This window comes from Marinimicrobium sp. UBA4509 (assembly GCF_002388575.1).
Classification (GTDB): Bacteria; Pseudomonadota; Gammaproteobacteria; order Pseudomonadales; family Cellvibrionaceae; genus Marinimicrobium; species Marinimicrobium koreense.
Genome location: NZ_DGMV01000051.1, coordinates 191,514 through 212,500, shown reverse-complemented (window position 1 = coordinate 212,500; position 20,987 = coordinate 191,514). Strand labels below are relative to the sequence as shown.

Annotated in this window: 17 protein-coding genes; 2 read left to right on the top strand and 15 right to left on the bottom strand. The window is 59.4% G+C overall.

Annotated elements, in window-relative coordinates; all coding sequences use genetic code 11:
* Positions 1–21 precede the first annotated feature (21 nt).
* Positions 22–627 (bottom strand): TetR/AcrR family transcriptional regulator, encoded by a 606-nt coding sequence (locus tag B3520_RS09950; RefSeq protein WP_123638402.1) that lies wholly within the window; start codon positions 625–627, stop codon positions 22–24.
* A 129-nt stretch (positions 628–756) separates the two neighbouring features.
* Between B3520_RS09950 and B3520_RS09945 the strand changes: the two genes are divergently transcribed.
* A complete protein-coding gene (locus B3520_RS09945) occupies positions 757–1,656 on the top strand; it encodes a DUF1853 family protein (RefSeq protein ID WP_286875949.1) in 900 nt (299 codons plus the stop codon).
* A gap of 10 nt (positions 1,657–1,666) precedes the next feature.
* Here the strand turns inward: B3520_RS09945 and B3520_RS09940 are convergent, their stop codons facing one another.
* From B3520_RS09940 to B3520_RS09930, 3 genes are read right to left on the bottom strand one after another with little or no spacing between them, the layout of a single operon-like run.
* Positions 1,667–2,605, bottom strand: coding sequence for a biotin-dependent carboxyltransferase family protein (locus tag B3520_RS09940; protein ID WP_286875947.1), 939 nt, complete (start codon positions 2,603–2,605; stop codon positions 1,667–1,669).
* Entirely contained in the window at positions 2,598–3,290 is a 693-nt protein-coding gene (gene pxpB, locus B3520_RS09935) for a 5-oxoprolinase subunit PxpB (RefSeq protein WP_286875946.1), read from the bottom strand. The genes B3520_RS09940 and pxpB overlap by 8 nt, the downstream gene beginning before the upstream one ends.
* Before the next feature lie 3 nt (positions 3,291–3,293).
* Positions 3,294–4,067, bottom strand: coding sequence for a 5-oxoprolinase subunit PxpA (locus B3520_RS09930; protein WP_286806795.1), 774 nt, complete (start codon positions 4,065–4,067; stop codon positions 3,294–3,296).
* 195 nt (positions 4,068–4,262) lie between these two features.
* On the opposite strand from B3520_RS09930, the gene B3520_RS09925 reads away from it, so the two are divergent.
* Entirely contained in the window at positions 4,263–6,689 is a 2,427-nt protein-coding gene (locus B3520_RS09925; protein ID WP_286806796.1) for a glycoside hydrolase family 88 protein, read from the top strand.
* Here the strand turns inward: B3520_RS09925 and B3520_RS09920 are convergent, their stop codons facing one another.
* The 11 genes from B3520_RS09920 to B3520_RS09870 form a co-directional block, all read right to left on the bottom strand.
* A complete protein-coding gene (locus B3520_RS09920) occupies positions 6,690–6,956 on the bottom strand; it encodes a hypothetical protein (RefSeq protein WP_286806798.1) in 267 nt (88 codons plus the stop codon). It lies immediately after the preceding gene.
* Positions 6,957–7,141: 185 nt separating this feature from the next.
* Entirely contained in the window at positions 7,142–8,176 is a 1,035-nt protein-coding gene (locus B3520_RS09915) for an alpha/beta hydrolase (protein ID WP_246004378.1), read from the bottom strand.
* Positions 8,177–8,271: 95 nt separating this feature from the next.
* Positions 8,272–8,907 (bottom strand): CDP-alcohol phosphatidyltransferase family protein, encoded by a 636-nt coding sequence (locus B3520_RS09910; RefSeq protein WP_286806800.1) that lies wholly within the window; start codon positions 8,905–8,907, stop codon positions 8,272–8,274.
* Between the two features lie 18 nt (positions 8,908–8,925).
* The gene (locus B3520_RS09905) at positions 8,926–10,590 is read right to left on the bottom strand and encodes an ABC transporter permease (protein WP_286806802.1); all 1,665 of its coding nucleotides are present in this window, start codon (positions 10,588–10,590) and stop codon (positions 8,926–8,928) included.
* Entirely contained in the window at positions 10,569–11,729 is a 1,161-nt protein-coding gene (locus tag B3520_RS09900) for an ABC transporter substrate-binding protein (protein WP_286806803.1), read from the bottom strand. Before B3520_RS09900 ends, B3520_RS09905 begins: the two co-directional genes overlap by 22 nt.
* On the bottom strand, positions 11,698–14,049 hold the full coding sequence (locus B3520_RS09895) for a TonB-dependent receptor (RefSeq protein WP_286806804.1): 2,352 nt from the start codon (positions 14,047–14,049) through the stop codon (positions 11,698–11,700). Before B3520_RS09895 ends, B3520_RS09900 begins: the two co-directional genes overlap by 32 nt.
* A 215-nt stretch (positions 14,050–14,264) precedes the next feature.
* Positions 14,265–15,011 carry a DUF547 domain-containing protein gene (locus B3520_RS09890; protein WP_286806806.1) on the bottom strand — a complete coding sequence of 249 codons (747 nt, stop codon included), beginning with the start codon at positions 15,009–15,011 and terminating at the stop codon, positions 14,265–14,267.
* A 281-nt stretch (positions 15,012–15,292) separates the two neighbouring features.
* Positions 15,293–17,452, bottom strand: a complete 2,160-nt coding sequence (locus tag B3520_RS09885) for an FAD-dependent oxidoreductase (RefSeq protein ID WP_286806808.1) — start codon at positions 17,450–17,452, stop codon at positions 15,293–15,295.
* 139 nt (positions 17,453–17,591) lie between these two features.
* Entirely contained in the window at positions 17,592–19,292 is a 1,701-nt protein-coding gene (locus B3520_RS09880; RefSeq protein WP_286806809.1) for an acetolactate synthase large subunit, read from the bottom strand.
* Positions 19,293–19,324: 32 nt separating this feature from the next.
* Positions 19,325–20,101: a DNA-binding domain-containing protein gene (locus tag B3520_RS09875; RefSeq protein ID WP_286806811.1), complete on the bottom strand. Its 777-nt coding sequence runs from the start codon at positions 20,099–20,101 to the stop codon at positions 19,325–19,327.
* A complete protein-coding gene (locus B3520_RS09870; RefSeq protein ID WP_286806812.1) occupies positions 20,085–20,939 on the bottom strand; it encodes a DUF692 domain-containing protein in 855 nt (284 codons plus the stop codon). The genes B3520_RS09875 and B3520_RS09870 overlap by 17 nt, the downstream gene beginning before the upstream one ends.
* Positions 20,940–20,987: the final 48 nt, after the last annotated feature.

Here is a 20,987-nt window from a genome sequence, read left to right as displayed (position 1 = left end):
AGACGGCACTGACCCGGAAGGTCAGTGCCGTACCCGGTAGCCATCGAGCAACGTATTCACATCTTCGAGCAATGGTTCCAGCGTCTGATCGTCCACATGCCGCTGGGCAAAAGTGCGCAAGCCCATGATCTGCACCTGAAGCAAACGCGCCAGCCGCTCACAATCGACATCCCCACGCAGTTCGCCCTCGCGCTGGGCGCGCTTGAGCAAGTCCTCGAAGATCTCCTCAATGTCGGTCAACAGCTCATTGACCCGGGTTCCCAAAGGCTCATCCTCCTCGGTCACCTCCAGTAGCGTTTTTACAATCATGCAGGCACGCGCGGGCGGTTCAGACGCCGGAGAGTCCCCGATGACCATGTGGCGCAAAAAAGCCTGCAGGGCATTCATGGGGGATTGGGCCGCCTTGAGCTGCTCGTCCAGCTGTTTCAGTAAGTCCGAGGCGTAGACATCCAGCGCCTCCAGAAACAGGGACTGTTTACTGCCAAAGGCGGCGTAGAGACTCCCGGGGCGCATATCCAGCGCCAGCTCCAACTGCTTGAGCGAGGTACCGTGATAGCCCCGGGCCCAGAACAGCGATACCGCTTTGTCGAGAGCGGTCTTGCGGTCGTATTTGGCGGCTCTTGGCATGGTGCTTACCTCGGGTGTTCAGGGGCGTGGTCAGTGGCGTGAACACCATTTGACCACAGTTCAGGCCGCTTCTCAAAAGTAAAACCCGGGTCAGGGGTAAAACCCGAACAACTGGGATACACTGGCCCCATGAGCACTTCCATTCCCGCGACGCGCTATTCATCGAGTCCTCTGCGCCACCTCGCCTGGCTGCTGAGCGCACCACCGCTCTGGCAGGAGGCCTGGCGCTGGCACTTGTCACCTCACGAACAGGACCGCATCCGCATGACGCTGGACCATTGGGCCGCCCATCCTGAAGCGGGCCCGGCGTTCCTCAGTGACACACCGCCGCCGCGCCTGGGGCTGTATTTTGAACGCCTGTACGACTGCCTGATGACCGAGCTGTTGGGGTGGGAAAAAGTGATCAACAATCTGCCGATTCGGGGGCAGGGACGAACCCTGGGCGAGCTGGATTTTATTTTTCGTAACCCCGATACCGGCGAGCTTGAGCACCACGAAATTGCCGTGAAGTTCTACCTGGGCCATCCGGCCCCCGATGGCATTGAGCCACTCTGGTACGGTCCCAACGCCCGGGACCGACTGGACCTGAAAACCCGCCACCTGCGCGAGCACCAGAGCCGATTGACCCACCGCCCGGAAACCACAGAAGCCCTGCGGGCGCTCGGCATCGACACGCCCCGCACCGCCCGGGTCATCATGCCCGGCTACCTGTTCTATCCCTGGCAGGAGGACTACCCCGCGCCGGTCCAGGCCTCACCAGATCATTTGCGCGGGCACTGGTTGTATCTGGAAGACATCGAACAGGTGGACACCCGTCACTGGGTGCCACTGAAAAAAACCCACTGGCTCGGGCCCTGGATGCAGACCTCAACTCCCGGCGTCGAGGCCACCCAAGCCACACTCGCGCAGATTCACGAGAGAGCAACCCCTCGCCTGTTTTCCGCCTTGGCACCCGACCCGGAATCCGGCTACTGGGTCGAGCGCGACCGCTTTTTTGTCATGCCCAGCGCTTGGCCCGACAGAGCCTGAAATCTCTCAATCACGGCTCGTGCATAAACCGCAGAAATTCCCGGTAGTCATTGACCTCATTGGTTGACCCTGACGTGAACCGGATCAACTGACCCGGCTGGCGCTGAGCCAGTGCAAAGGCATCCAGCGGGTGAACCGTACCCAGTTTGGGATAGCCACCGATGGTCTGACGGTCTTTGAGCAAAATGATGGGCTGACCACTGGGAGGGACCTGAATGGCGCCAAAGGGAATGCCTTCGGAGACAATCCCTCCTTCGGTCGGATGCAGCCCGGGCCCGTCCAGGCGGACGCCCATGCGATCGCTCTGGGTGGATACCCGATACTCACTGGCGTAAAACCGGTTCATCTGCGCGTCGTCAAACAGGGCCCGCTGCTGGCCTTCCATCACTCGCACGGTCAGCGGTTCAGCGTAGTCGGGAATATAGCGTGGCGGCACTCGGCGCAACATTCCGTGCTCACTAACGGCACAGGACAAACAGTCACCTTCCTGCAACGGGCGCCCCCGACCATCGAGCCCGCCCATCTGCTCGCGCACAACGGTCGCCACCGATCCGAACGCAGGCGCGAGCACAAACCCGCCGGCCACCGCCAGGTAGGCTCGAACACCACTGCGGGGAAATCCGAATTGCAGCCGATCGCCGGCCTTGACGTTATGGGTCTGCCAATTGGCCAATGCCACGCCATTACAGCTTGCCTGCAGGTCAGCGCCGGTCAGGGCAATGCGGATGGCTTTCTCTACTCTTAATTCCAGCCCCCCCAGTGTAATTTCCAGGGCAGCACTATTGGGTGAATTATCCAGGAGCTTGTTGGCCCAGAGAAACGCCTGCTCATCCGCGGCCCCTCCGGGGGTCAGCCCCAGGTGCTGATAGCCAAACCGCCCCAGGTCCTGCAGCAGCGTCAGCATACCGGGCTTGATCACGGTCAGTCCGAAGGTGGGACGATCAGTCATCCAGCCACCCTCCCTGCGCCAGAAACTCGTCCCGGCTGATGGACACAAACCGCACCCGGTCGCCCGGTGCGACCGGGCATAAGTTGTCCCGGTCGGGGTCGAACATCTTGAGCGCGGTGCGCCCCAGAAGATTCCAGCCGCCCGGAGTACTGACCGGATACACTGCCGTCTGCCGGTCTGCCAGCGCCACTGAGCCGACCGGTACGCTCTTTCGGGGACTGTCCAAGCGCGGCGTGGCCAACTCGTCCGCCACCTCGCCGAGATAGGCAAAGCCCGGCGCAAAACCAATGGTATACACCGTGTATTCACGGGCGGTATGCCGGCGAATCGCCTCGTCGATCGTAATCTGGTGATGGGCAGCCACGCGCTCCAGATCGGGGCCTACCGAGGGGTGGTAGTACACCGGAATCTCCACCAGATGGCCGGCATGGGAAGGCGCCGTGAGTAGCTCGCTCAGTAACGACTCAATGAGGGGAGCGAGGCTATCAAACGATTCGTATCGCGGGTCAAAACCGACCAGCAAGGTGGTGTAGGAGGGCACCAGATCTCGCACACGGCCGGTCAACCGGCTGGCGAGACAATCCGTGGCCGCACGAATCTTTGGCACCAGAGCGGGGTCAATACGATCACCAAAGCGCAGCAGGAGGCCGTCCGCTCCGGCGGGCTCTAGAGTCCAGTCCGCCAAAGGTCAGTTCTCCTGGTACCAGCCATCCAATGCATCACGAATACGCCGCACCGACCGCACCGAGTCGTCGTTATCTCCGTGCACACACAGGGTGGTGGCATCGAGGGTCAGCGTCTTTCCCTCCAGCGTCTGCACCTGGCCACTGGTAGCCAGGCTGAGCGCCTGGGCCACAATCACTTCGGGATCATTATGAACGGCTCCGGGCACAGACCGCGGCACCAGAAACCCCTGCTCATCGTAGGCCCGATCCGCAAACGCCTCAAACCACAGCCGCACCCCGAATTCATCGGCCACTGTCCCCACAGCTTCGTTATCGGCCGTGGCCAAAACCATCAAAGGCAAAGAGGCATCGTAGGTCGCCACCGCTTCCAGTACGGCACGCAGTACCGACTCATGGCGCATCATATCGTTGTACAGGGCGCCGTGGGGTTTGACATGGGAGAGCGCCATTCCGTGCACTTTGGCAATACCGGCAAGAGCGCCGATCTGATAGTGCACCAGGGCCACAATCTCCAGGGGACTGCACTGCATGCTGCGCCGCCCAAAGCCCTGCAGATCCGGGTAACTCGGGTGCGCGCCAATATCGACCCCGGCCCGCTTGGCCAACAGCACCGTGCGGGTCATGGTGACCGGATCCGAGGCGTGAAAGCCACAGGCGATATTGGCCAGATCCACCAGCGGCATGACGTCCTCATCCCGCCCCATGGTCCAGGGGCCAAAGCTCTCACCCATATCGCAGTTGAGCAGTAGCCGGTTGTGCGGCTGGCCGAATGTCATAGAGGCCTCTCCAAACATCAGTAGTTGCACGAGTTTACCCTAATGACCGGAATCGGTTCGAGGGCGTGTTGGGAAGCGGAGCGCCGGGGGCTCCTACCGCAACCACGTATATCGAATTGTCCTACAATAAGTGCTAGCATTCCTGCTGCATACAAACGGCATAAATAATAAAACGAGAGAATGGAGAACAACCGCATGAGATTCCTTGCGCGCGCCCTATCGCTATGCACATTGCTGCTGGCCGCTGGCTGTCAGCATACGGCGGAACCCCAATCCCCGGAATTCACATCCGAATCGGTCAAAAACCTGACCCAAAAAGTGGCCGACTGGCAGATCGAGCATTTCGAGGAGCAGGGCAAATACCGCGCCCTGCCCCAGGACCCACCGGACTGGGCCAACCGGGAGCAGTATCACGACCTGGAATGGCACAACGGTGCGCTCTACGCGGGCATGAACCAGTGGCGCAAAATCGCCGATGACCCCAAGTATACCGAGTGGTTGAAGATGATCGGCGAGCGCAACGACTGGGCCCTGCACCGGCGCCCCTACCATGCCGATGACCATGTGGTGGGCCAGTTCTACCTCGCCCTGTACGAAGACTTCAATGACCCGGCCATGCTGAACCCGGTGCGGTCCCAATTTGACTGGATACTGGAAAACCCGAAAACCGGTACCCTGGACTGGAATGCCGAAAACACACACGCACACGAGCGCTGGGGCTGGTGTGATGCCCTGTTTATGGCGCCCCCGGTGTGGGCCCGGCTGGCGAAAGTCACTGGAGAGGAAAAGTACCTGGATTTCATGCACCAGGAATACCTCGCCACCCATGACCTGCTCTGGAGCGAAGAGGATCAGCTGTTCTTTCGGGACTCCAGTTTCTTCGATCAGCGCGAGAAAAACGGCGAAAACATTTACTGGTCCAGAGGCAATGGCTGGGTATTCGCCGGCCTGGCGCTGATGATTCCCGATCTGCCTAGAGACTGGGAGCAACGGGATTTCTATCTCGAACTCTATAAAAAAATGGCTCGCAAGATCCGCTCCGTTCAGCGAGACGATGGTACCTGGTCCATGGGGCTGCTCGGCGACCCCGCGCAGTATCCGATCAAGGAAACCAGTGGCACCGCCTTTTTCACCTTTGGCCTGGCCTGGGGCATCAATGAAGGAATTCTCGATCGGGACACCTATCAACCGGTGGTACAGAGCGCCTGGCAGGCGCTGGCCGATGCGGTGACCGATGAAGGCCTGTTAGGGCATGTGCAACCGGTCGGCGCCGAACCGGGGGAGTCCTTCCCGGATTACACCGAAGTCTATGGCGTCGGTGCCTTTCTGGCCGCAGGCTCGGAAGTCTACAAGCTGCTTGAGTCACAGGAAACGGCCAACGATCAAGCCGCCAAGCCCACCATTCAGACCTTCATGCACAACAGCGGCTGGTGCTGGTTTCAGGACCCGCGCGCCATCATTCACGACGGGCAGTTGATCATCGGCGGGGTGGCAGGCAACGGCATTGGCGATGCGGCGGTGGGGGTATACGATCTGGAAAATCGGGTCATCCTGGGCAGAACCAGCCTGCACAAGCACTTTGACCATGATGATCACAATACCCCCGCGTCTTTTGCCCGTCCGGACGACAGTCTGCTGGTGGTGTACGCCCGTCACAGCACCGAGAACAAGCACTATTACCGCTTCTCCGATAGCGACGACTACCTGAGCTGGGGCGAAGAGCACACGCTGGAGAGCGGCGAGCCGGTTACCTATATGAACCTGTACGCTCTGGCCGCCGAAGACACTCTGTACAACTTCTACCGGGGCATCGAATGGAACCCCACCTTCGTCACCTCCAATGATGAAGGCGCCAGCTGGGGCGATCCCGTACACTTCATCAAAAGTGAGGTTGAAGGGCGCAACCGGCCCTACCCCCGCTACGCCAGCAACGGGCAGGACACTATCGCCGTTTCCTTTACCGACGCCCACCCAAGGGTACACGGCACCAGTATTTACTACGCCGAATTCAGGAACGGCAATTTCTACAAGGCCGACGGTAGCTTCATCAAAAACCTGAAGGAGGATGGGCCGCTGAAGCCATCAGAGGCCGAGCGGATATTCGAGGGCGGGGGCGGCGGTTTCCGGGGCCACGAGCTCAGCGCTCACAACAGCGCCTGGACCAGCTCGATCGTTCTGGACGAGCAGGGTCATCCCCATATCGGCTACTCGCTCTACCTGAGCAATAACGACCAACGCTACCGCCTGGCGTCCTGGGATGGAGCGCAGTGGATTGATCGGGAAGTGGCCCACGCCGGCGGCCGACTGTACGAGCGCGAAGCGAGCTATACCGGGCTGATCACGCTCGACCCGTCAGACCCGAACCACGTGGTGATTTCGACAGATGTTCACCCAAAAACCGGGGAAGCGTTGGGTGGCAAACATCAGATTTTTCGCGCACATATTGGCGAGGGACAGAAAACCGCTGACATTCAGTGGGAACAGTTGACCGATGACCCGGCGCGCCACAACATCCGCCCCATGATCATTCCGCAGGATTCCCATAGCGTCATTGCCTGGCAGCGCGGGCAATACACTACCTACACCGATTATTACCTGGATACCGTGGGGATCGTTTACTGATCAGCGGGTTTTCCACATATTGGCCACGGCCTTGTCGCTTCCGAGAAGGCCCACCACCGCACAGATAATACTGCCCGACAGAAAAACCACGGCGGGGATAAGACCGCCCAACACGGAAAACTTGATGGCCGCAAACAGGGAGCCCGACGCTATGACCAGGAACAGAACCGCCACCACAATCAGAATGGTGCGGTGCAAGGGCTTGTAAGCATAGCGCGCTTCGCCCTTTTCGAAGTGATTGAGAATCGGCGAAAACAGCTTTTTCATAGAACCCCCGCAAAGATTCGCGATTATAGAGCCATAGTCTCCGCCATTACCACCGCCAGCCCGGTCAATCCAAATTATTCCTCAGCGCACACTTTGGGCGGCGCGCCCTACCCAGAGGATGGCAACACCGCCCCGCAATTGCTCAGTACCGCGGATGCGCAGATGTACTCGTCCCAGTATGGGCATCAATCATCCAGCTCAAAGACTCCGTTCAGGAACGCAATCATATCGCTGACCGTCGGTTCCGAGAGTTCCTCAAAGCAGCCCTGGGTGTAGTCATTGCAACCACTGTCCAGAAATCCGTGACCCCTGCCTTCGTAAATCTTCAGGGTGGCAGGCTGGCCCAAGGCCTTCAGCGCATCCACATAAGCGCGCGCACTGGCCGGAGTCGTCAGCTGGTCTTCCGACCCGACGTGAACAAACTGGGGTGGTAAGGGGTACTCCTCGGCACTGACCAGGTACTGATCCGGTGATACCGCCTGATAGTACTCGGGATTATCTTCGACATTGATATCGTCGCCAAACATGCCGCGCGCCTCGGCGCCGCCCCAGGCCCAGAACGGATTGCTGTCCTGCTCGAAACCACCTTTGGCCGATTCGTACAGGCTGAACGCCGCATAGCTCAGAATGGCCGCCTGCACCCGCAACCCATCCTCCCTGGCTACGGCCTCGGCGGTCATCCCCTCAGGCAAGTAGGTCGGGGTGAAACCCAACGGTTTGGAATCAAAGCCGTCATTGCTCAGCGTGCGCCCCGCCAGCGTCACCATGGCCGACAGATGCCCGCCCGCGCTATCACCGGTCACGGCAATGCGATCCGGGTCGCCACCGTAGCGCTGGATGTTGTCTTTCACCCAGAGCACCGCTCCCATGGCATCTTCCACGATTTCATCCATGGTGGTGGTGTTATCCAGGTCCCCCAGCAGGCGGTAGTTGATGTTCACCGTCACCAGATCAGCACGTCGGGCAATGGTGTCCGCCAGGTCCGTCATGATGGACTGATCGTTCACCAGCCAGCCACCGCCGTGAATGACCACCAAAACGGGCCGGGCCTGAGTGTCGGTTTGCGGCACCGCAATATCCAGGGTCAGATCAAACCCTTCCGGGCTGGCCCAGACGATATCTCGATGATGGTTGATTTCGTGCTCCACGGGTACGCTGGAGCATGCAGACACGGCGAGTGCGATACACACAGCGCCGAGTATCTTTGTCAGGAATCTCATATCCAATACCTTTGCCGGGAATAACGTTATTGTGGACCATCGACCATAATGGTCGGATGCACTTTAACAGTATTCCGGCAAAAGCTCAGCCCCAACTAATTAACGGTTCGAACTCTCGGTGACAGGGCTTTCAAGGTGGTAAAGCCCGCCCGTATCCGTGCGGCGGTGGTGATCCAGCACATCACAGCGAAGAGGCCCGCCAGCCAGGGGAAGTATTGCGGGAACAGGCAGAACAGCACCAACGCCACGATGGTCTCGGTGCCTTCGGCCAAACCGCCCATGTAGTAGAGGGATTTCTGCGGATAGTCCGGGCTGTCGAGCTGGTATTTGTTGGCCATAATCGCGAAGGCGAGAAAGGTGGTGCCGGTGCCGACGAAGGAGAGCATCAGCAGCGCGGACCAGAACGCGTTCTGCTCCGGGTTGGCGAGCAGAAAACCGAAGGGAACGGCATTGTAGAAAATGAAATCCAGCACGATATCCAGAAAGCCGCCAGAGTCGCTAATGCCCTGAATTCTGGCAAGGGCGCCATCGAGGCCGTCGCTCAGGCGGTTGAGCACAATCACCACCAGTGCGGCGACGTACCATTCCAGCGCGAGCAGTGGAATGCACAACATCCCGATGACGAAACCGCCGACAGTCACCTGGTCGGCGGTAATGCCCAGGCGATCCAGTCGTGCGGCAAGCCAGCGCAGCGGCGGGCGGGTCAGTGGAATCAGGCGGGTATCGAGCATTAAGCGACTCCGGGAAGGTTAACGCGGCGCGAAGCGATAGCGCGCCCGTCGGTTCAACAGGGCGGCGGATAGTAACAGTATCAGGGGCAGCAAGAGTTGCCAGAACGCATAGAGCCCCAGCAGACGGCGGTCCCCACCGCTGCCAATATTGACCGCTTCGGTGGTGACGGTCACCACACGGCCGGCCCCCAACAGTTGGGTGGGCAGGTACTGGGCGACACTGACCGAAAATGCGATCACCCAAGCATAGAGTATCGGCTGCTTAAGAATGGGCAACAGGATCCGAAACCAGCAGGCCGGCGCTGAGTAGCCAAGGCTCTGGCCCACCAGCAGCCAGCGTCGATTGAAGCGGCGGTAATCACCGGAAAGCATCAGGTAGGCGTAGGGAAAGGTGAACACACAGTGGGCCCAGAGCACCCAATACCAGTGCGGATCGAGACGCAGCGCACTCAGGCCAAACTGCCAACCCATCACCAGCGGCAGTTGCGGTACCAGCAGTCCCAGCAGCAATACCCACTGGGGCCAGAAGCGCTCGCGCCGGGCCTGCCATTCCAGGCATACCAACGCCCCGACTAGCCCGACACTGGCGCTGACCAGCGCAAGCCCCGCCGTCTGCCAGAGCAGCGGCGCCAGAAACGGCCATTCACTCTGCCAGGTGGACAGGCTGAACGTGCCGGGCAAAAGATCCGGATAGAACCAGCTTTGCGCCAGCGACCAGACCACCAGTGCCGCCATGACCCCTATGGAAAGCATCGCCATCAAAGGCAACCACAGGCGCGCGATGGAGTGCATCAACAAGCCCAGGCCGCCGAGCCAGGGCAACACAGTGACCTTCGCCCGCCGGCACCCGCGCACCAACCCGGCATAAAGACGTTCGTGCTGCCGGTTCAGCCACAGGAGAAGGACCGCCAATACGATGAGCACCAGGCTGCCCAGCAGTGCCGAGTGAGCCGCCTGAGCCGAAAAGTCCTGCTGCCACTGAAACACCTGCTGGGCCCACACGCCCGGCAGATTGGGGCCGATCAATAGCGGTACATCCACCACCGACAGGGTGTAGATCACCACCGCCGCCATGGGCAGGCGCAGCCTGGTCAGCAGCTCGGGCACCACCAGTTGCCACCAACTGGCCAGTCGGGAGTGGCCCAGGGTCTGCCCCGCCTGCAGGTAGCGCTCGGCCGGGATCTGGGTCAGGGCGCTCTGGATCATCAGCAGCAGAAAGGGGATTTCCTTCAGCAGCAGCACCCAGAACAGGGTGAACAGAGACCGATCCGCCAACAAGGCCGACGCCGGCGGTGACTCAAAACCACCAGACAGACTGTGCCATCCGCGCACCAGCCAACCAGTGGGACTGAATAAAAACAGCACGCCCACGGCAAAGGCCAGATGGGGAATGGAGAGCAACGGGGCGAGCCATCCGAGCAGGCGCGGTGATGTCCGCGCGCTGAAAGCCAGTGCCACATAGCAGGCCAGCAGCGGCGCCAGAGTCGCCAGCACCAGAGAATAGCCGATGGCCGCGGTCAGTCCCGGCGCCCGCACAAAATCAGTGACTGCGTCGGCACTCAGCCCGACCAGTTGACCCACGTAGGGCCATACCGCGACCGTCAGGGGCAGGCCCAGCAGTAAAGCCAGACACAGCCCGGCCGTCGTGCTCAGGGTCGGGCTTACTGGTAGCGCGCGAGCCAATGTGCCTCCAGCCGTTCCTGCCAGCCGGCGTGCAGCTCCTGAGCGGTGGGCAACAGCGCCTCCGCCTCATCCAGCCTGACCACCGCCGGATCGCCCCAATAGCGCGGGTCCGCCTTGCGGGCCTGAGCACTGCGAGAAATCAGAAAATTGATCACTACTTTCGCCGCCGCTTTGTGGGAGGCGTTGTGCGGCACCGCCAGGTAATGGCTGTTGGTGATCGCGCCCTGGGCAAAATAGTGCTGGGTTACCGTCTCCGGCAACCGGCCATTGCCGACTTTGCTGTCCATTTCCTGAGGGTTGAAGCTGAACGCCGCATGCAGCTGCCCATCCGCCAGCCACTGCAGTTGTTGCGCCGAGTCTTTGGGAAACGCCTGGCCTTTTTTCCAAAGTAGCGGATGCAATTGGTCAAGATAATCCCACAGTACAGGCAGCAGGTCCCGTTCGGCACTACGACTGGGTTCGCGGTAGAGCCGCTCGTCATTATCGGCCAGAGCCTGCAGCAGGGACTTCAGAAAGGTGGTGCCAATAAAATCCGGCGGTTTGGGATAGCTGAGCCGGCCGGGGTTCTGTTCGGCATAGGCCAGAAGCTGCTCTGGCGTGATGGCTGGTTCGGCAAAGCTGCCGTCGCGGGCGATGATGTTGAACTGGCCCATACCCCAGGGCACTTCGAAGCCGTCCACCGGCACCCCAAAGTCCGTCAACAGCGGCAACTCGTCCGTGAGCAGATGAACGTGATTGGGAATCGCACTCAGCAGATCCGGCTCCAGCAACTTACTCTCTTTCAGTGCGTGAAAATTTTCGCCGTTGATCCACAGAAGATCTATGGCTCCGCCCTGCTTCCGACCGGCAGCCTGGTCGCTGCGCAAGCGATGCACCGCTTCGGCAATGTCGCTGACTTTGACGTGGCGCAGGTTGATGCCGTACTGCCGATTCAGGTGTCTGCCGGCCCAGCGCAGATACTGATTGACCGAGTTTGAGCCACCCCAGGCGTAAAAGAACACCGTGCTGCCGCGCGCCTCCTGCACCACGTCGGACCAGTCCTCGGCGGTTTGTTCGGCCTGGACCACGACCGCGCTGCTCATCAGAAGCAGCGCGGTCAGGGCGCGCTTAAAAGCGCTGGGTAAACTGCAATTGAACATGCCGTGGCAATTCCGGAAAGACCAAAGAGGAACCAAAATACCCGCCTTCAAACACCGGTGTCCAGTTTTCCTCGTCGGTGAGATTGAATACATCCAGGCGGATGCGACTGGCGCCCTGATTGAACTCATAGGCCAGGTTGGCATTCAGGGTGAACTGCTCGGGAACGGTGACCGTTTGCAGATAGTCCAGCGGATAATCGCTGGTCAGCACGGCGGAGCCACCCACCGACCAACCCTCGGCAAAGAGGTACCCACCCGCCGCGGACAGGCTCCAGTCCGGCAGGCCGTGCAGACGCTGGTTGGACGCGGGGAAGGCAGCGAAGTTAGGCGCACCGACACCGGTGCCCTGAATGATATCCGGGCGGGAGTCATCGAAGGCATCCGCCACTTGTTCCGCGGCCTGAAACGCAGCGGAATTATCGAACTCGGCATCCAGCCAGTTGGCGCCCACGCTCATCCAGGCACGCTCCCCGCGATAAAACAGTTGCGCCTCCAGTCCTCGGGTGGCCACCCCACTGTTACTGCCATCGCGATTGCGCAGGCTGCGGGTCTGATCGAAAACCGCCGCATCCGCATACCAGGGTGAACCAGCGGGCGCGTATTTCAGGCCAACTTCATGCAGGGTATTTTCGGTGGCAAAGTTGAGCGGATCGATCTGGTTGTTCCCCCCAAGCACATTGCCACCGGCCATGCTGTTGGAGGTGGATTCGCTGTAGCTGCTGGTGGCGTAAAGGGTTACCGATTCACCAGATCGATAATGCAACGTCGCTTCACCCGCTTTCAGGAAGTCGTTGTGGTTGTCCCGCGCCGCCTCGACGCCTTCAGGTGCGATGGGATCCCGAGCGGTAACATCGTACCAGTCGCCCCGTGCGCCCAGCGTCAACTGCAGGCGCTCGGTCAGCGGCTGTTTGTGTTGAACAAATAATCCGCCCTGCACACTGGAGGAATCCGTCGTGTCCGACAGATTGAAATCCCCCACCCCGTCGCCGTCGATGTCGTACTGGGCTCCAGGAGAAACGAACAGGCCCGGGCGCAATTCAACCAGACGCGCCTTCTGTACGTCGGTCAGCGGGATTTCCCGATTGCTGAGCGGACCGGTCAAGTCTGTGGGCAGATCGGCCTCGGTGGTGAACTGGCTGTAGCCGAGCACGTCGTTGTAACGCAGGTTGGCGCCCACCGTGGTGTTGTGGATGTGCAGCTCGGTGCGGTTTTCCAGCGTATCGGCCCCGTCGACAATTTCCACAAAACTGTTCTGGGCGATTTCCTCGCGCTCCAGATGTTCGTAGTAGGAACGGTTGACCAGGCGAATGGAGTCCGCCAGCTCAACATTGAACACCGAATGCAGCAACAGGGTTTCCGCCCCGTTGATGTCGTCCGGGTGGGTATGTACCCGGTTGCGGGGGATCTTTACCTCGCCGGTTGGACTGACGACCGCAAAGGCGCCCGGCACCCTGGAGCCATTGGGCTGAACACCCTGCCCCTGCACGTAAAGACCGTGATCAATCAGATCCTGGGTCGGGCGATTGATGCCCGCATTATCGGTCCACTCCACATCGTAGTATTCCAGCGACACATTCCACTCAAAATGATCGCTGGGCAAGATACGGTAAGCGGCAAACAGGTTGGTGCTGTCGAGCCCGGCATAGTCGTAGAAACTGCCTTCGTCTTTATGCTCCAGGCTGATCCGGGCCCCCTGGCGCTCCGGATCGATCACCCAGGAATAATCCAACTGCGCACCGTACTGGTCCCATTCGCCACCGGTCAGACTGACGCGGCCCTCCGGCTCACTCAGGTCCGGGCGCTTGGGCGTGATATTCACAAACCCGCCGGTGCGCTGAGTGGTGCCGAGAATCACCGAAGGGGTACCGCGCACGATATCGATTTGGCCAACCGAGTTGAACGACAACGGAATACCCAGACCGTTATTGCCCACCTGGCGACGCATACCGGCCGAGAAGACTTCGCCCAACTGACCGCGCAGCGTCGGCAGACTGGGCGCACCAAAGCCTTTGGCCTGGAAGGTGTTGGGAGCGACCCGCTGCAGCTCCTGCAGGTTGTCGATGGCCGCTTCGTTCAGCAAATCTTCGGTCACCGGGGTGATTGAACGGCCGATGTCGGCGATGGTCTGGCCCAGGCCAAAAGGCCCGTCGACTTCGTCGCTGCGCACATTGCCCATACCACTGAGGGCTTCGCCCACCACGAGGACATCCTGAATGCTGCTGGTTTGGGCGTGAGCGGGTAGCGCGGCTATGAGGACGGCGCTGGCGCACAGGGTTCGCGGAATTGACGACCGCACTCGTTTGGACAATCGGTTTTTCATTAACAACTTTGCTCCATTTGATACATTCATCGTTGTTTTACGGCGGATGCGGATTTATTCCGCTTCGCTTAGCCCCTACGTATACGGTGGCGCGGGGTATTACGTTGGGTAACGGCGGATGCGCTGCGCTTATCCGCCCTACGCGACCCTCAGAGCTATCCGTAGGGGCCGAGCGCAGCGGTGCCCGCATCCGCCGTTGCCATGCCCGAAAACGCTCACTCATTCAGCGTCCAATCATAATCGAGAAAGCGATACACCACCGCCCCTTCGCGGAGCTGCTCTCTTTCGGCTTCACTCAACCCGAGGCTATCGGCATAACGCAAAAAAAACGCATTCAGGCTGTCGATACCCTGCCAACCGCGCTCAAAATCTTCCCGGTACCATTTAAAAATGGAGGACACCTCCAACCGGCCATCCCGATAGCGATTGCGGGTCTCGTCTTGCAGAAAACGCTCGGTACTGTCTTCCAGTTGTTGCTCGATCTGCTTGGCGGTAAACGGCTCTGTACGCAGCGCCGGGCAGCCAACGGAGGCGCAATTGACGGCGAAGTGGATACGCGGCTCGTTGTAGACACCGGGCTCCCGGATGATCTCATGCTCTACCTGATCGAGATGCATCTCTTCTCCCAACAGGGTGAAAAAGCGCATCTTCCAGGGATTCTGCCAGAACGTGCCAATATCCCGAATGGAGTCGACCGGGTAATGGTCAACAATGAGTTTCAGGGTAAAGGCGTTGTAGGCATTGATCAGGAAGGCGAGTTGCTGGTCGCGGCTCCACGTTTTGAACTGGGACTTTTCGACGCCGGAGAGTTGCCCCAGGTATTGATTGAGGGTGTCCGGAGCGGCTTTGAGCGTTTCGTAGTCCACGGTGGAAGCGGTGCCTTCTTCATTCCATTGGACGTGGTTTTCGAGTACCTGAGCGTAGGTTTTGTGCTGGTGGTCGAAGTCGCTCGAAATAGCCAAACCACTTAGCATGGATAAGGCAACGAACACGATTCCGTGCATAGAAAACTTGATCGATTCACCACGTCCGGTACGTCGGTCCGAACACCGTTTCAAGACACGCTGTAAATACATCCCTGTAAGCTCGAGAGCGCTAGTCCCACGGCTCACGGTCTTGAAACGGTGTTCGGACCGACGCACCTCTGCACTCCGATTTTCCTCGTTGCGGGAAGAATGCTTAAACAGTTGTGCGTAGGGCTGGTAAGCCGAAGGCGCACCTGCCGTAAATACACGTGACGCTATCATCTGTCCCCTCCCCGTCTCCAGGTATGGTATTTCTCCAACCACCGAAGTACCGCTTCCGGCTTGTGGGCTTTTTTCCACTCGCCGGCGGCGTACTTGTTGGCCTCGGCCAGCGTCGGATAGACATGGATGGTGCCGAGAATTTTGTTCAGGCCCAGACCGTGACGCATGGCAAGAATAAATTCGGCCATCAGGTTGCTCGCTTCGGTACCGACGATGACTACGCCCAGGATTTTATCCTTGCCTTTCGGGGTGATGACTTTGATGAAGCCAGTGGTGGTGCTGTCGGCAATGGCGCGATCTAACTCGGCCAACTCAAAGCGGGTAACTTCATAATCTATACCCTGCGCCTTCGCCTCACGCTCGCTGATGCCCACGCGGGCAATCTCCGGATCCAGGAAGGTGGTCCAGGGGATGACGGAATAGTCAACCTTGAAGCGTTTGAACTGCCCGAACAGCGCATTCACCGCGGCGTACCAGGCCATGTGCGCGGCGGTGTGGGTAAACTGATAGGGCCCCGCCACATCGCCGGCGGCGTAGATGTTCGGGTACAGAGTTTCCAGGTATTCGTTGGTCAGGACCGTCCGTTCAGTGCGGATACCCAGATCTTCCAGTCCGTAACCGGTCAATCGGGCCTTGCGGCCCACCGCGACCAGCAGTTGGTCAAAGGGGATCCGTTTTTCTTCGCCTTCGTGTTTGACCACCAGCACTTTTTCATCACCGTCGCGCTCGCAACGCAAGGCCTCGTGTCGGGTCAGCACTTCAACCCCACCGGCCATCATTGCCTCACGGGCGATCTCCGACACCTCACTGTCTTCTTTGGCGAGAATGCGCTCACCTCGTTCGACCTGACTCACTTTGGACCCAAGACGAGCGAAGGCATGAGACAGCTCTGAACCAATGGGACCACCACCGAGCACGATCAGGCGCTTGGGCGGTTCGTCCAGTTTCGCAAAGGTATCCCACAGCGTATCGCTGGTGACATAGCCAACATCGTTCAGTCCGGGCAGATCCGGCACCAGAGGTTCGGCACCGGCCGCAATGACAATGCTGCGGGTGGTCAGGCGCTGGGTACCACCATCATTCAGGGCGATATCGACGGTCCAGGGGTCCACAATCGTGGCGTAGCCCTGCACCACATCAACCCCCAGACCGGTGTAGCGTTCGACACTATCATGGGGCTCGACTTCCTTGATCACCTTGTGAATTCGCTCCATCACGGCGCGAAAGCTGAAGGTCGGCTGTTGAGCGTTCAGACCATAATGGTCCGCATGTCGCATCTGGTGGGCGACCTTGGCACTTTTGATCAGCGCTTTGCTGGGCACACAGCCATAGTTCAGGCAGTCACCCCCCATTTTATGGGCCTCCACCAACGTGACTTTGGCTTTGACCGTCGCCCCGATGTAGGCAGACACCAGGCCGCCCGCACCACCGCCAATCACCACGAGATTGCGGTCAAACCGCTTCGGTTTGGTCCAACCTTTGTAGGCCCGGCGCCGCTGAACCAGGCGCACAATCGCCTTTGCGATCCAGGGGAACACCCCGAGCAGCGCAAACGACAGAATGAGTTCCGGCGAGAAAATACCGCCCACACTGTCGATCTCCGCCAACTGGGTGCCGGCATTGACATAGACGGCGGTACCGCCAAGCATGCCCAACTGACTGACCCAATAAAAGGTCCAGGTTTTCAGACGCGTCACCCCCATCACCAGGTTGATGACGAAAAAGGGAAACAGCGGGACCAGACGCAGCGTAAATAGGTAGAAAGCACCGTCCCTTGCAATACCGCGATTAATGGCCTTCAAGCGCTCGCCGAAGCGGTTCTGCACCGATTCACGCAGCACAAACCGGGCCACCAGAAACGCCAGTGTTGCCCCGATGCTGGACGCGAAAGAGACCAGCAACAGCCCCTGCCACAACCCGAATAGCGCGCCGCCGGCCAGGGTCATAATCGCCGCGCCGGGCAACGACAAGGCGGTAACAAGCACATAAACCGCAAAATAGACCGTGGGCACCAGCACAGGGAAGTCATGCAACCATTGCCCGAAGGTCTCCTGGCTGCTTTTAAGCTGTGTCAGTGTAAAGTAGTCGTCGAGACCGAACCCAAAGAAAACGGCAACCAGAGCGGCGACCAGGGCAATAATCAACAAGCGTTGCATTCTGCATCCTTTGATGTGAAAAAGTATGGCGAGCGCGGATCGATAAAACGGCTCACTCCAACACGTCGTCGCTGTCTATACGTCTGTTCCGGAAACGACGATGCCATCTTCCCGGACGAATTACGCCGGGCGCTGGTGCTCAGAGCGCCAGCGCTCGACTCATTGCGGGAATTTGGTGGTTCAGTAGCGGCTCGTTCTCTTCATAGTTTACCGGCACCACAATCAAGTGCACTCCGCCTTGATGCCAGGCGCTCTGAACGCTGTCCACCAGGTGCGGGATGGATGTCACTTCCACGCCCGTTGCCCCGTAGCTTTGGGCGTAACGAATGAAGTCCGGATTGCCGTAATTCAATCCGTAGTCCGAAAAACCCATATGTCGTTGCTTCCAACGAATCATGCCGTACGCATCATCACGTAACACCAGAACCACCAAATCGAGTTTCAATCGAACGGCCGTCTCCATCTCCTGAGAGTTCATCATAAAGCCACCATCGCCGCACACAGCCACAACCCGTCGTTCGGGGTGCACCAACTTGGTGGCCATGGCCGAAGGCAGCCCGGCCCCCATGCTCGCCAGCGCATTGTCCAGCAGCAAGGTGTTGGATTGATAGGCGGGGTAGTTACGAGCGAACCAGAGTTTGTAAATGCCGTTGTCGAGTGCGAGGATGCCATCATCGGGCATCAGCGCCCTTACCTCGGCCACCAGCCGCTGCGGATCCATGGGTATTCGCGCATCCTGTGCGTGCGCTGTGAGTTGCTCAGTGAACCCTTGACGCACCCTCTGATACACCGCGAAATCCCAATGCGGCTCGACGCTCAACCGGTCAGCCAACCGACTGATACTGTCCGCCATATCACCGATCACTTCCTGCTGAGGGTAATAGACGCTGTCGACCGACGCCGGCACGTAGTTCAGGTGAATGACCTGTGCATCGCCACAAGGCGCCAGAAACTCCCCGGCACCCAGTCTGCAGTTCGCGGCATCGGTATCGGCGCCCATTACAAAGGGCGGCTTTTCGATCACGTCGTGCCCGATGTTGATAATCAGGTCCGCCGCCTCAAATGCCCGGTGGACAAAGTCATCACTCGAAAGCGCCGCTGTGCCGAGATACCCGGGATGCCGTTCATCCAGCACCCCTTTACCCATCTGGGTGGCAACCCATGGAATTCCCGTACGATCAACCAGGGCTTTCAGGCTAGCATGGATGTCGTAACGGCTCGCGCTGGCGCCGATAAGCAACAGGGGACGCCGCGCACTGCGAATTGCTTGTGCGGCCAGTGCCAGGCATTCATCGGACGCCTGGGGCATTTCGGCTCGACTCGGTGCGATGATCGGCGCCTCGGTAGACTCCTGTGCGACATCCTCCGGCAGTTCCAGGTGCACGGCGCCGGGCCGTTCCAGTTCGGCACGGCGAAAGGCTTCGCGAACCCTCGCCGGAATCGCCTGACCACTCACCAGCTGACGGGTGTACTTGGTCAAAGGCGTCATCATGTCCACAACGTCAATGATCTGAAACTCACCCTGCTTGCTGCTCTTAATCGGTTTTTGACCGGTAATCATGAGTAGTGGCATGGCACCAAGCTGGGCATAGGCCGCGGCGGTCACCAAGTTGGTTGCCCCCGGCCCGAGCGTGGCCAGGCACACGCCGGCCCGGCCGGTGAGCCGCCCCTGGGTAGCGGCCATGAAGCCCGCCGCCTGTTCGTGCCGGGTCAACACCAGTTCAATGGAAGAACGCGAGAGCGAGTCCAGCAAATCCAGATTTTCTTCACCTGGCACACCAAAGACTCGCTCAACCCCTTCGGATTCCAGCGCTTTGACCAGTAAGTCAGAAGCTTTCATAGTGAGAGACGCTCTTGTCGATGAATGTCGGACTAGGCATCCGGCGAGTGGAGTGGACGAGCGCCACACAGTACCCCCAGATCATAAAATTCCTGCAGGATAAGTTCACCGCCGGACAGTAACGCATCGGGATCAACCTGTGGGGACTCTCGTTGTAAACACTCAAGAATTTGTCGACCGCTCAGCTCAGGCTTCGCATCCAGCAGCGCCAACAGGCGTGCGGTAAAGGCATTCAAAGCCATGAACGATACCCGACGATCCCGAGTGCGATACACCAATACCCAGGTAGGAAGCTCTGGGGGTTCCTGAGGCTGAAACCCGGGGCCGATCTGATGCACCGGGAAACGGTACTCCAGCGGCCAGGCCAGGGGTGACAGCACCGGGTGGCCGGCCATAACATCCTTGTGCAACCCCGGTTCAGGTTCGGGATTGGTCGCAATCTGCAACGCCAACTCCACCCACTCGTAGTGCAGCAGTTCCGCCATAAAGGGGGGATCTTCCGGGGTGATCGGCCGAGCGTCGGAATTGACGTAATCAATGTATTCACGCCCGATATCGGAGAACAGGGGGCTCTGACAACGATGGTGCTGCATGAAACCGCGCACCTCTTTCAGCCACCAGTCTTCAGGCATCAGGGATTTGAACACCGGAAAATTGTTGCTCAAGAAAGTATTCAGGTTGTTGAAAAACAGATCCTGATAGATTTTCATCCGGCGCGCTTCCACTTCCGTATGCGGCTGCCCCTCCGGATCACGGATGGCACCGGCGAAACGCTTCAGCGCCTCCCGGTAATCATCGGGCACCGACATGGGCCACCTCGTTCTGGTGCGCACGAACCGTATCCACTTCGGTCAGCAGCTCTGGCAGCGGTGGCAGATTGAAGTCCCGCTCAAGCAGTGTGGGACAGATACCCGCATGGTCATAGGCCACATCCAGCAGCTGCCAGACCGGATCGATGACATCCGCTCCGTGGGTGTCCACCAGGAGGTCTTCCGCCTCCCGGTAGTGACCGGCAATGTGCATGTATTGAATGCGCTCGGCCGGCATGGCGCGGATAAATGCCTCGGCATCATAGCGATGATTGACGCTGTTGACGTAGGCGTTGTTGACGTCCAGTAACAGGTTGCAATCCGCCTCTTCAAGCACCGCCCGAATGAAGGTGGCCTCGTCCAGCTCCGGCACCGGCATCTGCGGCGTGGTGACAGGCGCATAGTAAGAGACATTCTCCAGAGCGATGCGCCGCTCGAGAATATCCTGAACCTGGCGTACGCGCTCGGCGATCCAGCGCACGCCACTTTCTGTAAAGGGTACCGGCATCAGGTCATAGAGATGACCGTCGTCGCTGCAGGCGCTCAGATGTTCTGAGTAAAGCTCGATCCGGTGTTCATCGAGAAACTGTCTGATTCGGGTCACAAAGTCGACATCCAGCGGCGCCGGACTACCGATGGACAGGGATAAACCGTGGGTGCTGAACGGGTAGCGTTCGGTCAATGCGCGGAATTTCGCGCCAAGCCGACCCCCCATCGCCATCCAGTTCTCTGGAGCAACTTCGAGAAAGTCGATACGACCGTCGGGGGACGGCGGCAACTGATCCAGCAACTCGCGCCGCAGACCCAACCCGACACCTTGGACTTTGGACAGAGGCATACTCAGACACTCACTCGCTCTCTACATTCATCAGCCAGGCGGGGCGTG